12 protein-coding genes and 1 pseudogene are annotated in these 13835 nt (G+C 51.0%); 9 read left to right on the top strand and 4 right to left on the bottom strand.

Going from position 1 to position 13835, the window contains the following annotated elements; all coding sequences use genetic code 11:
* Window positions 1-46: 46 nt before the first annotated feature.
* The 3 genes from AC4FIC_RS14420 to AC4FIC_RS14410 form a co-directional block, all read right to left on the bottom strand.
* Window positions 47-637, bottom strand: a complete 591-nt coding sequence (locus AC4FIC_RS14420; RefSeq protein WP_100258108.1) for a histidine phosphatase family protein — start codon at window positions 635-637, stop codon at window positions 47-49.
* A 444-nt stretch (window positions 638-1081) separates the two neighbouring features.
* Entirely contained in the window at window positions 1082-2092 is a 1011-nt protein-coding gene (locus AC4FIC_RS14415) for a substrate-binding domain-containing protein (RefSeq protein ID WP_100258107.1), read from the bottom strand.
* Window positions 2093-2102: 10 nt separating this feature from the next.
* Complete coding sequence (locus tag AC4FIC_RS14410; RefSeq protein ID WP_273283792.1) at window positions 2103-3452, bottom strand: ROK family protein; 1350 nt, start codon at window positions 3450-3452, stop codon at window positions 2103-2105.
* A 1135-nt stretch (window positions 3453-4587) separates the two neighbouring features.
* Between AC4FIC_RS14410 and AC4FIC_RS14405 the strand changes: the two genes are divergently transcribed.
* The 8 genes from AC4FIC_RS14405 (at window position 4588) to AC4FIC_RS14370 (ending at window position 12839) form a co-directional block, all read left to right on the top strand.
* A complete protein-coding gene (locus AC4FIC_RS14405; RefSeq protein ID WP_100258105.1) occupies window positions 4588-5400 on the top strand; it encodes a sugar phosphate isomerase/epimerase family protein in 813 nt (270 codons plus the stop codon).
* A 49-nt stretch (window positions 5401-5449) separates the two neighbouring features.
* Window positions 5450-6577: a substrate-binding domain-containing protein gene (locus AC4FIC_RS14400; protein ID WP_100258104.1), complete on the top strand. Its 1128-nt coding sequence runs from the start codon at window positions 5450-5452 to the stop codon at window positions 6575-6577.
* Window positions 6578-6652: 75 nt separating this feature from the next.
* Complete coding sequence (locus tag AC4FIC_RS14395; RefSeq protein WP_100258103.1) at window positions 6653-7816, top strand: levoglucosan dehydrogenase; 1164 nt, start codon at window positions 6653-6655, stop codon at window positions 7814-7816.
* A 20-nt stretch (window positions 7817-7836) separates the two neighbouring features.
* Entirely contained in the window at window positions 7837-9390 is a 1554-nt protein-coding gene (locus tag AC4FIC_RS14390; protein ID WP_227003694.1) for a sugar ABC transporter ATP-binding protein, read from the top strand.
* Window positions 9377-10345 (top strand): ABC transporter permease, encoded by a 969-nt coding sequence (locus tag AC4FIC_RS14385; protein WP_162495507.1) that lies wholly within the window; start codon window positions 9377-9379, stop codon window positions 10343-10345. Before AC4FIC_RS14390 ends, AC4FIC_RS14385 begins: the two co-directional genes overlap by 14 nt.
* Before the next feature lie 3 nt (window positions 10346-10348).
* The gene (locus AC4FIC_RS14380; protein WP_100258101.1) at window positions 10349-10651 is read left to right on the top strand and encodes a putative quinol monooxygenase; all 303 of its coding nucleotides are present in this window, start codon (window positions 10349-10351) and stop codon (window positions 10649-10651) included.
* Window positions 10651-11706: a sugar phosphate isomerase/epimerase family protein gene (locus tag AC4FIC_RS14375; RefSeq protein WP_100258100.1), complete on the top strand. Its 1056-nt coding sequence runs from the start codon at window positions 10651-10653 to the stop codon at window positions 11704-11706. The genes AC4FIC_RS14380 and AC4FIC_RS14375 overlap by 1 nt, the downstream gene beginning before the upstream one ends.
* The gene (locus tag AC4FIC_RS14370) at window positions 11703-12839 is read left to right on the top strand and encodes a Gfo/Idh/MocA family protein (protein ID WP_227003693.1); all 1137 of its coding nucleotides are present in this window, start codon (window positions 11703-11705) and stop codon (window positions 12837-12839) included. The genes AC4FIC_RS14375 and AC4FIC_RS14370 overlap by 4 nt, the downstream gene beginning before the upstream one ends.
* A 53-nt stretch (window positions 12840-12892) precedes the next feature.
* Here AC4FIC_RS14370 and AC4FIC_RS14365 read toward each other — a convergent pair.
* Window positions 12893-13354, bottom strand: a pseudogene (locus AC4FIC_RS14365) (integrase core domain-containing protein); the annotation flags it as partial.
* A gap of 27 nt (window positions 13355-13381) precedes the next feature.
* Here AC4FIC_RS14365 and AC4FIC_RS14360 point away from each other — a divergent pair.
* Complete coding sequence (locus tag AC4FIC_RS14360; protein WP_227003692.1) at window positions 13382-13717, top strand: aldose epimerase family protein; 336 nt, start codon at window positions 13382-13384, stop codon at window positions 13715-13717.
* Window positions 13718-13835: the final 118 nt, after the last annotated feature.

The following is a 13835-nucleotide window of genomic DNA, read 5'->3' as shown; positions in this document are numbered from 1 at the left end:
TTACAGGATACGAAAAAAAAGACTCTCTAATACCGGAATTTTGAGTTTATTTGCCAATATAGTCCACCCTAACAGGCACTGCCTGTCCGGTAGTAGAGTTGTATGCAACCAAGCCACCACTTTCGACACTGTGGCCGGTGATAGCCCGTATGACTACTTGATGGGTCACTAACAAGCTAAGGCCATGATTGTTGTCGGCTAAATAGCTCTCTAGTTTTGTGAGCGTTTCTTGTTTATCAGCATGGCTTTGAAAAAATGAGTTCAGGCCCGAAAATGCTTGCCATTCCCCTAGATCCAGCAATCTTGCAGTTTCACCACATCTGCACCACTCACTCGATAATACCTCATCAAAGTCAAGGCCATTTGTCAGCATGTATTCACCAATACGTTGTGCCTGCAGTTGGCCGGCCTGGTCTAGGTTGCGTTGAGTGGAGCAGTCACCAATCTTGAAGTCTATGGGGTCACCAAAACCCGGGGCAATGGCATGGCGCATGAAAACGATATTTGCATCAATTTTTTTAATTGCAGATTTTACCGGCTCAACGTTCTCCTGCGCGCCTAAGAGTGCGACAGTAAAGAAGACACAGAATAATTTCAATAAGGCGATTACCGAAGCCTTTGACGTTGCACTTAACATGAATTTCAAAAACCTTTTCGATTAAACGGGGCGGGGGGGGGCATGTACTCATATTTACTATCATAGTTGATGTTGGCAAACGTCTCCATTGCCCGACAGGTAAGAAAGTGTAGATATTTTTCCGACGCCTCTACTGTTTAGGTTCACAAGCCCTAGGTCGACCAGTGACCAGCGAGCAGGGATCTCGGTTGTTTACCGATAAAATGATCCACTTGTATCGCCCGCCTGCTGTCCCAATTGACCAACAGCAATTTGGTTTGCTCAATTGCCCTTCCATCGATAATTATTGAAAGGTCTCCTAAACCGCTTACTTGAGGAACAAGTGCACGAGGGCGGAGAACTAGGTTGATCTGGTCCTGAGCGGTCAGTAACCGGTGTGCTTTGTTATTCGCAAGCTTATAAGATTCCACTCAGGCCCAGGTTCTGGGACAAAGACCACTAAACTCATTTTGATTTTAAAAGGTTGAGCTCGATCAAAATTTCGCGAGACATAGGCTTGCGCCAGATGGTCTGATAACTTTCAATGACATTTGATCGAGAGACGATTAAGCCAGGCAGGGCAACCCAATCTGGGCAATTGCGATCAAGCAACGTCGTGATTGTAGTGCGGGCGACGGCTTCACCTTGCTGAAAGGGACGCTGGCCTGCCACCCCAATCACAGGCCCCCCTTTTGCAAGGCTTTCTGCCACCTCGTGCCCAAGATCCACCGTTGTAATGGGCGGAATCGGGTTTCGTTTTGAAACTGCCCTGACGACGTCAATGCAGGGACTATCCCAGACGACGAACAGTCCTGCAATTTCCGAGTGGTCATTTATGAGTTGGGCAGCTTCATGTCCGGCGTCACCAATGGTTGAAAATCTCGCTGTTTTCACCGCGACGTCAGGGCGGTTGACCTCCATCCAACGACTAAAAGCGATTTCACGTTCATTTGTGGCAAAGAAATCTGCATCATAGGCGAGCACCCCGGCAGCAGCGCCCTGCGGTAAGTGGTCAGACAGAAGTTCGGCTGCAATTCTGCCCAAGCCAAAGTTGTCAGCTGAAACAAGCGAGACATAGTCTTTGCCTGGAAGCATTCCAGTGGGGACATTGTCAATCAAAACGAGTTTTATACCCGCTTCTGAGATCGCAAGATGGGCCTCTGTGACGGTCGTATTGTTGACAGGAAGGGAAATAATAGCGTCAGGCGATTCCTTACGCAAACGGTCCAAGGCATCGATTTGCGTTGCGGAAGAAAAGTTGCAATCCACAACGTCAATGACGATCGCACCGCATTCACCCAATGTCCCAATCACCCCTTGCACTAGAAGCCTGGCCCAGTTGCTTTCTAAGGTGTGCATGACAATGGCGACGCGTAACTTTTTTGCACATGCCGCAGTTATGTCCTGTGGTAAAAGGGTAACCCGCTCTGGCGGAGAAGCACTTTCACCGTGTGGTCCAAGTCCAACTATTTTCATACCAATCTCCTCAACGGCCCGGTGGGGCTTGGGCCCCGTCGTTGGCTTGCTGCGTAATAGAGCCTAAAGTTTCCAAACCATGTAAAAAGTCTGGATGCCGGGTTGGAGATCCCAACAATATCCAGCCTTTCAAGAACGTCGGATCAAATAGCGCCGAAACAGCGATGCCGGCCGCACCCAAAAGGGCAGCGGAATTGCCCATTTGCGATCGCAGGATGCGTAGATCTCGTGTGACAAGCGGATGCGATGCACCATAAACAGTTTCACGTACGCTTGCGAGCAAGATGTCATTCGTCTGTGCAATCGACCCGGCGATGACAATAAGTTGTGGGTTCAGCATATTGGCAAGGGTTGCTACGACACCGCCAATGATTCGACCGCTTTGCACGATGATTTCTGTGCTCACGGCGTCGCCCATCTGTGCCGCCTGACAAACCTCAATCGCCGTAATGTCGGTTCCACGCACAAGTAAGTCGGCCAGATAAGCGCTTTCCCCCGATTGTGCGGCCTCGGTACCCCGCGCTTTGATCATGTTCGCCCCAGCCATGGCATCGAGTGTTCCAGTGGTGTCGCCAGATGTCACTGGTAATTGTCCAATCAGACCAGTGGCACGAACGGCCCCGCGGTAGGGTTGGCCATTACTGACCAGACCGGCGCCAATTCGCTGTCCGACTTTGATAAACAGCATGGTTTGTTGGTCTATCCCAGTGCCGCCATGTAATTCCCCCATCGTCATAGCATCAACGTTAGAATTCATCCAGACAGGGGCATCAAATCGCTGCATCAGTGCTTCGACAAGACCGCTCTTATCCCAACTAGGAAGAAAGTTGGGGGTTTCGAGCAAAAACGCGGCGTTGGGGTCGGTGAGAACTGGGCCGGGCACGGAAATGGAAATCCCCCACAAATCCGGAGTTTCGGACTGCCGCGTCATTAGCCAATTAATCAAGGCGTAGATACGGGCCACAGTCTTGGTCTGATCTGTGATATTGGCTGCTTCGTGATGTTCCGTCAATAGCTTACCGCTGAGGTCGGCAAGGCCGACGCCGATGGCGGATTGGTCGAGTGTGACAACAACAAGTCGCGCACGATCCTTGGTGAATTGGACGCGGCGCGGCGCCCGACCGCCTGTGGCCACGCCTGTTTCACTTTCATTAACCAAACCAAGTTCTGTAAGGATCGCAAGCCTGTCGGCGATAATAGCGCGCCCATATTCGCTGACGCGTTCTAAATCCTGACGGGTCGTAGTTTGGCCCAAACGCACATGATTTAGCACGGCAACCAGGCTTGCTGTAGCCACTTCGCTGTTGCGCGGCCGTCCTTTTCCTCTTTGGTTATTCGATGCTGATTTGTCTTTGTGCACGAAAATGGGTATCTCCCTGGTGAATAATCACAACAATATTCTGCTCATATTTGCAGGACAAGTTCGTTCTTTTGTATGAAAAGAGACCTTTGCACAAAGATATAAAGATATAGAGATACAAAGACACATTGCGATATCGTCAATAATTAATAATACACCAATTTAAAGTCTTTTTGGTACAAAGGATCACCGGTTTGGAGTAAAAATAGCCTGCAAAAATAACGCTCTAGGAACACGTTATAGCATGGAAAAACCTTAAGCAGTTAAGCTGAGTGTAGCTAATAGCCTGACGTCTGGGCGTGAAGCACTGACTAAATCGGATGATGTAAATGAGATGATCGATTGGCAAGTTATAGAACACCTACTGTGTGACATCCATGCCAAACGTCGTCGTAATGCAGCGTGGCCACCTTTGTTTATGTTTAAAGCGCCATTTCTGCCGAGCTGCTGCAGCCTGAGTCATCCACGATTAAAAGGTAGCTCCTTAGGAACCGATAGTTATGCCGCTTCGTACGGGCGGTAAACTGGCATGTTGAGGCTCATTACCCACCGCTAAGATCACCCGCGTCTGCTGCTCACGGATCTTATTTTCTGGCACCGGCCGACTGGCCAGTGGCCGTGGGCCATGTCAACCAGACCCGCTCGGGACCAACGACGATAGGTCCTGAGGCTTACTCAGCTTTTATGCCGGCCGACCTCAGGCACACCTTGCACAGTCGAGCGAGTGTTTGGGCTTCTGAAGTTACATATTATGGCATGGGCCAAGCCCGCTACTTGGGGCTGGCTCGTAATCGTATTCGATTCGGTGTGATGTGTTTGGCTTATAATCTTAGGCGAGGGGCGAGCATTAAGAAACCCTGTAAAGCTTCACATCATAGTTGCGCCTAATAGTTAGAAAAAGGGTGCTAAAAAGCCATCTGATAGCAAAATGTTCGGATATATGGGTTGAATGCAGGGTTTTATGCTTCGTTTTTGGACTATCGATGATTTTTTAAAGCTTGTGTATCCAGAGGAAAAAATGTTCTTGTACTAATGTCTTAAAAAAGCAAAAGAATGCAATCTTGTGCATAAAAAATATTGACTACAGCCTAAATGCGGCTTAAGGTGGTTTTATCAACCGATGGAGTAGTGCGACATGAGTGACTGGAAGCTGGCGTATCAAGCTAATTGCTGGGGTAATCTTGGCGGGAATGCAGAGGGCGTGACCTCAATCACGCAACTCAGTTATCGTACATTTGGAGATATGGACCGGGCCTGCGCAGAAATCGCAGCCGCTGGATATACTGGTGTTGAATTGTTTGACGGCAATCTGCTGGATTACGGTGTCACCGATTTTCGCACCATGCTCAAGAATAACGGTCTGGCATTGGTTGCAGCGTATTCCGGTGCTAACTTTATTTTTGATGACATCTTGCCGGAGGAATTAGCACGCATTACACGCGCCGCTGATCGCGCTGCAGAACTAGATGCCCCGCATTTGGTGGTCGGTGGAGGCGCTAAGCGTTTTGATGGTGTTCGCGATACTGACTATGACAAATTGGGCGCAGCTCTTGATCGAGTAAAGTCATTGGCTGAGGATCGCAATCTTACCGCTCATTACCACCCGCATCTGTCTACGATTGTCGAGGGCCCCGAAGAGGTGCGTCGCATCTTCGGTCTGACGTCAATTGATTTTTGCCCTGACACAGCACATCTTGCTGCGGCTGGTGGTGATCCGGCGCAGATGATCCGGGAACATGCTGACCGTATTTCCTATGTTCACCTCAAGGGGTTTCAAAAAGAGCCCTTTGCATTCACACCGCTTGATCGCGGTGATGTGCCGATGGACGGGATCATTGCCGCTTTGCGCGAAACGAATTTCGCAGGCTGGGTGTGCACTGAACTAGATTCTTGGGACGACCCCGCTGCTGGCGCACGTGCCAGTATTGACTATTTAAACCGAGTCTAACTGACCAAAACCAACCGGGGTTCGCCCCAACCTGCTGAGAGGAAGTATTATGATTGCACGTAGAAATATTTTGGGTTCCGCCGCCGCCGCCGCCGCACTGGCGCTGACTCTATCCGCTGCACCAGCTGTAGCAGATCCATCCGCTGCTTTGGCCGCACTGCAGGAAACAGTCCTGTCCAAAGGCCCAAGCGGAGAAGAACCGAGCCCTGCAACCGACTTGAAGCTGAGCGCTGCAGAAATCGATCAGATCAAGGCGATGAACGCGACAGCAGCCATCGTGATGCACTATGCCGGCAATGACTGGTCACGTGCACAAATCGAAGGCCTCAAGTTCCAGTTCGGTGAATTGGGAATCGAAGTGATCGCTGTTACTGACGCCGGTTTTAAACCGGAAAAGCAGGTCGCAGATATTGAAACAATAATGGCCCGGAAGCCCGACATCATCGTTTCTGTCCCAACAGACCCATCGGCAACAGCTGCTGCCTATATGGCGGCTGCGGCGGCTGGTGTGAAGATCGTATTTATGGAGAACACTCCTCCGGGCATGACAGCTGGTGTGGATTACGTTTCTGTGGTTTCAGCTGACAACTATGGCAACGGTGTAGCTGCAGCTCACTTAATGGCAGCAGCGTTGGGTGAAGATGGAGGTCAGATTGGCCTGGTTTTCCATGCCGCCGATTTCTTTGTCACACGTCAACGCTATGACGCTTTCAAAACCACAATCACTGAGGACTACCCGAACATTGAGATTGTAGCAGAGCAAGGTATCGGCGGACCGGATTTCTCTGGCGACGGCGAAAAAGCGGCCTCTGCTATGCTGATTTCGCATTATGACCTCGACGGTATTTGGGCAGTGTGGGATGTTCCGGCTGAAGGCGTTATCTCGGCGGCGCGTGTTGCTGGTCGTGACGATCTGGTTATCACCACCATTGACCTTGGTGAAAACGTTGCGATCAACATGGCGCAGGGCGGCTTCATTAAGGGTCTGGGTGCACAACGTCCCTTTGACCAAGGTATAGCTGAAGCGATGCTTGCTGGATACGGCCTGTTGGGCAAAGAAGCTCCTGCGTTTGTCGCGCTTCCGGCACTTCCGGTCAACAAAGACAATTTGCTTGAGGCTTGGGAGACAGTTTACCGCGCCGCGCCAACGCAAAATATCCTAGACAGTATGGACTAACTGACTAGGAACCGGCCCTACGGTAGCTCTCCCGCCATAGGGCCATCTTAAACTTTTTATTGACGGAGCATTCCGATGACTAAGACACTGAACGTAGCACTAATTGGTGGTGGTTTTATGGGTAAGGCTCACGCCATGGCCTATGCAGCTATGCCGATGTTTTTTTGGCCAGCCCCCGCAATCCCTCACCGCAAAGTAGTGGTTGATCTAACAGACCTGGCGGCTCAAGAGGCGCGCGATCGGTTCGGATTCGACGAAGCCTCAACTGACTGGAAGGCGATCGTCAACCGTTCAGACATCGACATCGTCGACATCTGCACCCCGAACGACGCCCACGCTGAAATCGCGATCGAAGCGTTAAAAGCAGGCAAACACGTAATTTGCGAAAAGCCGCTTGCCAGTACGCTTGAGGAATCTATTGCAATGGCGGAAGCCGCGCGGGCCTCAAATGGCACTACAATGGTCGCCTTCAACTATCGCCGCACACCCGCCGTTGCTCTTGCCAAGAAATTCATTGATGAAGGCAGAATCGGCGATGTCATCAACTTCCGCGGCACCTATCTGCAAGATTGGTCCGCAGATCCCGATGGTCCACTATCCTGGCGTTTTCAGAAAAAAATCGCAGGGTCTGGCGCTATCGGAGATATCGGCACCCATGTTATTGACTTGGCTCACCATCTTGTTGGTCCCATCGACAACGTGCAAGCGATCACTTCGACCTACATCAAAACCCGTCCCATACAGCAAGGCGGTGTCGACAAACTCGGTGCATCCGAAAAATCTTCAGATGCTGAGCGAGCCGAAGTGGATGTCGATGATGAAGTCATATCGATGGTGCGCTTCAAATCAGGCGCTGTTGGTAGTATAGAGGCCAGTCGCAATGCGTGGGGTCGCAACAACTTCATCACGCTGGAAATTCATGGTACGAAAGGCTCGATTTTGTTTAACTACGAGCGACGAGATGAATTACAGGTCATGTTCGCAGATGATCCGGGTGATGCGCGCGGCTTCCGTACTATCTATACCGGACCTGCCCACCCGTATGGTGAAGGCCTTTGGCCAATCCCTGCGCTGGGAATAGGTTACAGTGAGACCAAGATCATCGAATGTTATGATTTCTGCAAAGCTATCATGGATGGCACTCAGCCATCACCAAACTTTGAAGAAGCGCTGTTAACCGAACAAGTGGCTGAGGCCTTGATCCGTTCAGGTAAGACTGGCTTATGGGAAAACATATAGTGTCAACTGTCGCGGTCCGTATGAAGGGTATTTCCAAAAAATTTGGCGGCGTCCAAGCCTTGGATAACGTCGGCTTTGAAGTATTGGCCGGCGAAATTCATGCGCTTTTGGGCGGCAACGGCGCCGGAAAGTCAACGATCTTGAAGGTGCTCAACGGCGTGCATGCGCCGTCCGCGGGTTACATCGAAGTGGCGGGCGTACCGCTAACAACTCACTCACCCGAGGCGTCACGTGCCGCCGGTATCGCGATGAATTATCAAGAAATGAGTCTGATCCCGACGCTGACCGTTGCTCAAAACGTTTATTTGACACGTGAAGCGAAGTCGGGTGGGTTAATTGACGATAGTGAGGCGGAGCGCGATGCCGCCAAACTCTTTGCAATGCTTGAAGTGGATGTCGATCCGAGTGCCATCGTTGGTGATCTTGGTGCGGGGCAAAAACAACTGACGGAAATTGTCAAGGCTATTTCTCAAAACGCCCGCATTCTCGTACTTGATGAACCATCCACTGCCCTGGCGGTTTCTGATGTTGATCGGCTGTTTACTTTTTTGCGCAAACTAAAGAAGCAGGGCGTCGCGATAATATACGTAAGCCACCGTATGGACGAAATCGCCCGCATTGCTGATCGAGCTACGATACTACGCGATGGTAAACATGTTATCACAGCAGATATCGGCGATCTGCCCATAGATACGATGATCGAACATATCGTTGGCAAGCGGTCCCTCGGCCTTGCTGATGTGGTGCGAAGTGAAGCTATCCGCGGCGATATCGGGCTGGAGTTGCGAGACGTGTCGGGGCGCAACAAACCGAATAATATCTCGCTTTCGATCCACAAAGGCGAGGTCGTCGGGTTGGCCGGCTTACTTGGGTCGGGCCGTACGTCGCTCGCAAAACTCATCGCTGGGATTGACCCAGTGGCTTCTGGCGAAATTCTCGTCAACGACCGTGCTGTTAACTTCCGCCGACCCGGTGACGCCATCGCGGCGGGAGTGGTCCTTGTACCTGAAGCCCGGGCGACGCAGGGCATCATCGCATCCCATTCCGTAACCGACAATGTAATACTTGCTGGGCTGGACAACCTTACAAGTGCCGGCTTCGTCAACGCCGCCAAAGCACGCGCAGTTACAGATGCCCAAATCGAGCGACTTTCTATTAAAACAGCAAGCCGTGATCATGCTGTTAGTACGCTTTCAGGTGGCAACCAGCAAAAGGTGGTCATCGGCAAATGGTTGGCGGTTGACCCGGACGTACTGGTGCTTGACGAACCAACAGCTGGAATCGACATTGGTTCGAAATCCGAAATCATCAAACTGGTGCGGGATCTGGCTGCGAGTGGCAAAGCCATTCTGATGATTTCCTCCGAGTTGTCGGAACTTCTGACTGCCTGCGACCGCATTGTTGTCATGGCGGACGGACGGACCTATGCCGACTTCCCGCGCGCCGCGTTGGACGACCCAGCTGAGGAAAATACCGACATTGCACACCGCCTACAGGCCGCCGAACAGCGGCTACAAATCTCTATTCAAGAAGCCCTCGCTGCAGGGCAAAAGGATTCCCATGCCCAATACTGACACAAATCAACTCCCTGGTGTGCTTCACGCGTTTCTGAGGGATTGGCGCCAAAATATTATATATATTGGCTTTATTGCGATTTTTCTAATATTCGCTCTGACTCTGAATGATAGAGGGTTTCTGAACCCCAATAATCTGCTCAACATTGTCCGACAGACGGCGATGATCGCCGTGATGGCGATCGCAATGACATTCGTATTGTCAGCGGGTGAAATTGACCTCTCTGTCGGTGCTGTCGCTGGCCTTGCCAGTGTGACCGTTGCATTGGCGGTTTCCTTCGCTGGGCCATTTGCGGGGATTATTGCAGGTCTTGCAACAGGTATTGCCGTTGGAGTCTTTAACGGCTGGTTGACCACGAAAATTGGCATACCCTCGTTCTTAACGACGCTTGCAATGATGGGTATAGCCAAGGGGCTTGCCATGTGGGTGTCAGGCACAGCCGCTGTTCCGATCTTGTCGCAGGGCTATATCTGGTGGTTCGGCGGTGGCTCCATCGGGCCTATTCCGGTGTTGCTGTTTTGGATTCTAATTCTCGGTGCAGTCGGTCACGTCGTTTTACGCCGAACTGGTTTTGGTCGCCGGGTGCTGGCCACGGGTGGTGGCGAGCAAGCCGCTAGCTATTCCGGCATCAACACCGCCAAGATCAAGTTTCGGGTTTTGGTCATCTCATCTACTGCTGCAGCTTTGGCGGGGATGTTTTATGCGGGTCGCCTGCAATCGGGCCGTTTCCAGCTAGGCGAAGGCGATGAGCTTTCCGTCATCGCCGCAGCAGTGCTGGGTGGTACGTCTCTATTCGGCGGTAAGGGCACGGTAATTGGCACCCTCGTTGGCGCAATGATGATTGGTCTGATCAACAACGGGTTAATCTTGATGGGGCTGGAATTCAGTCAACAACTGATCGCGCGAGGAGGAATCATTATCCTTGCGGTCGCACTTAGCCAAAAAAGGGCGTGAGCAATGAACCATGTGACAATCATAGGCACAGTTACCGCAAAACCTGAAACTCGAGTAGAGCTGCAAAAACTTCTGTCCGCACAAGTGGGCCCGACGCGCCAAGAAACTGGCTGTATCAATTATGACTTCCATGTCGATGCAACCGATCCGTGTGTTTTTGTCTTCTATGAAAATTGGCGCAGCCAACAGGATCTCGATGCTCATATGGATATGCCCCATCTTACGGCATTGTTTTCGCAAGTGGACCGGCTTTTGGCCAGCCCAGTGAATATTCGGTATCTAAAAATGCACAGCGAGATCATGTGATGGCAGCTAAAATTAAAGGTCCAGCCTTGTTTCTGGCTCAATTCTCTGGCGATGCCGCGCCGTTCAATTCGCTTGCGGAAATCACCTCTTGGGCGTCGGGACTTGGATACAAAGGCGTTCAAATACCAACCTCCGACAAGCGGTTTTTCGATCTTGATCTGGCAGCAGAAAGTGCCGCCTATTGCGACGAGGTGCAAGGCACCTGCGCGGATTCAGGCGTACAAATCACCGAGTTAAGCACGCATCTTCAGGGCCAACTGGTTGCTGTGAATCCGGCCTACGATCTTGCATTTGATGCCTTTGCGCCCGCGGATTGTCGCGGCAATCCAAAGAAACGGCAGGCTTGGGCCGTCGACCAACTGATGAAGGCTGCAGTAGCAAGTGAGCGCTTAGGGCTAACTAATACAGTCAGCTTTACCGGCAGCTTAGCCTTTCCGTTTCTTTACCCTTGGCCCCAGCGCCCCGAAGGCCTCATCGAGGAAACATTTGCAGAGCTTGGCCGCCGATGGCAGCCTATCCTCGACCATTATGCGAACCACGGCCAAAACATCGCTTTTGAACTTCACCCCGGAGAGGATGTCTTTGACGGTGCAACATGGGAAATGTTTCTTGATGCTTGTGGTCAGCATGAGGCTGCGCGAATCAACTATGACCCCAGTCATTTCTTGCTGCAAAAATTGGACTACCTTGCCTTTATCGACCTTTATCACGATCGGATCAGCGCTTTTCATGTCAAAGACGCTGAATTCAACCCCGATGGCCGGCAGGGCGTGTATTCCGGCTATCAACCTTGGGTAGATCGAGCCGGACGTTTTCGAAGCCTTGGCGACGGACAGGTCGATTTTGGCGCAATTTTTTCCAAGCTGTCCCAGTACGGTTACGACAGTTGGGCCGTCCTTGAGTGGGAATGTTGCCTGAAATCACCTACGCAAGGTGCAAAAGAGGGCGCGCCTTTCATTGAGAAACATCTGATCGAGATGACCGACAAAGCCTTTGATGACTTTGCCGGTGGGACACGCGACGAAGGTGCAATCAAGAAGATGTTGGGTTTATGAAACGACTAAAACTTGGCATGGTCGGTGGCGGCCGGGGTGCGTTCATTGGCGGCGTGCATCGTATCGCCAGCCGGATCGATGGCCGTTTTGAATTGGTTGCGGGCGCCCTGTCGTCGAGCGCGGATACAGCAGCAGAAAGTGCCGCGGATCTGGGCATCGCACCCGACCGTTCTTATTCGGATTTCCGTGTCATGGCGAAAACCGAAGCGGATCGCAGTGATGGCATCGACGCCGTTGCGATCGTTACCCCGAACCAGATGCACGCGGCCCCGGTTATTGCTTTTCTAAGAGCTGGCATCAGCGTGATCTGTGATAAGCCACTTTGCGCGACCCTTGCAGAAGCAGACGAGATTGCAGCGGCCATCAAATCTTCAAGTGCACATTTTGTTCTAACTCATAATTACACGGGTTATCCGTTGGTCCGACACGCCCGAAGGATAATCGCCAATGGTGAATTGGGTGCGATCCGCGTAGCCCAGATTGAATATGCCCAGGATTGGTTGGCAAAAAGCATTGAAAACGAAGGGCAAAAACAAGCAGCGTGGCGCACAGACCCGGCCAAATCGGGCGGCGGCGGTGCCATTGGAGACATTGGAACACACGCTTTCAACCTGTTGGGATTTGTTACGGGGCTAAAAACTGAGGCCCTGAGCGCCGACTTGCATAGCTTTGGCACAGGCCGTCAAGTGGATGACAACGCACATATATTGTTGCGGATGCAAGGCGGTGCTAAAGCTATGCTCTGGGCGTCGCAAATTGCTATTGGAAATGAAAACCGAATGTGCCTACGGGTCTATGGCGAAAAGGGCGGGCTGGAATGGTCTCAGGAGAACCCGAATGTGATGTCGCTGACTGTTCACGGTGAAGCCAAGCGCATCCTGACGCGCGGTGGAGCAGGATTTGGTGATGGTTCTCAGTTGTGGACCCGCATTCCACCTGGCCACCCAGAAGGTTATCTGGAATGTTTTGCGAATATTTACACCGAAGCCGCTGACCTGATCGAGGGCAAAAACGACGGTGCGATGCTGCCCGGGATTGATGAGGGACTTCAGGGAATGCAGTTCATTGATACCTGTCTCCGCTCCGCTAAAAATAACAGCGAATGGTTGCCGTTCGGGCTTAAGAAGTCCTGATCCATTGTAATCCCCACCTTTAAAAGCTCCGCTAAAAATAGAGAGGTTATCAATCACAGTAGTGGTCTTGGTGGAAGCCCGCCAATCGAAGAATATGGTCGCTCATTATTGTAAGTCCATTGCCATTGGGTTGCCAATAACTGAGCCTGTTCGATGTCCTCAAAGATATTCAGCTCCAACCACTCTTTCCTTGCAGTGCGGTTAAATCGTTCAACGTAAGTATTTTAAGTTGACTTGCCAGGCGGGATGAAACGCAATCTAATTTGCTCCTGGTTCGCCCACTCAATAAGATCCTGACTAATATATTCTGGTCCATTGTTACAACGACGTGCACTGGGTTTTCCGCGCCGCTCAATGATTCTTTCCAATGAGCGAATCACGCGCTGAGTCGGTAGCGAAAAATCCATGCCGATCGTTAAGCATTCCCGATTACAGTCATCGATTAGATTGAACGTCCGGACCGAACGACCGTCTTTCAACGAGTCGCCCATGAAGTCCATTGACCAGGCCTGATTTATCCTTATGACTGTTATTAGTTTAAGGTGGGGGATTACAATGGACACAGCTCGGGAACAATCTTAAATCATGAATGTATGAATCATGCAAAATCATACCTACCCATAGACCGAGAATATATTCCGACAGGCACAATAGAGAGCGTCGAACACACCCCTTTTAATTTCCTAGATCAAAGACGCGTCAAAAAATATTTAAAACAAACTCATATGCAATTGAGTATCGCAGGCGGCATTGACCACACCTTCGTATTTTCAGAACTAAGGTCTTTTCACGAACCTATTGCGTGCGTCTATTCCTTTGATACTATCGCAAAAGTGAATGCTGACTGTCCCAATAAGAATCAGAAGGGCCACCCATAAGGATGAAAGAGGGTCTGAGTCATCGATTCTTGAATTGACCACTGCTGGCTAAGCATTCTTATCCACATGGATTCAGTTGTCGCTTAAGAGTTCTGACTTCATCATGATTATGAAGTCT

Source organism: Reinekea sp. (assembly GCF_982785585.1).
The sequence above is the reverse complement of the archived record's forward strand: the minus strand, read 5'-3'. Positions and strand labels throughout refer to the sequence as shown.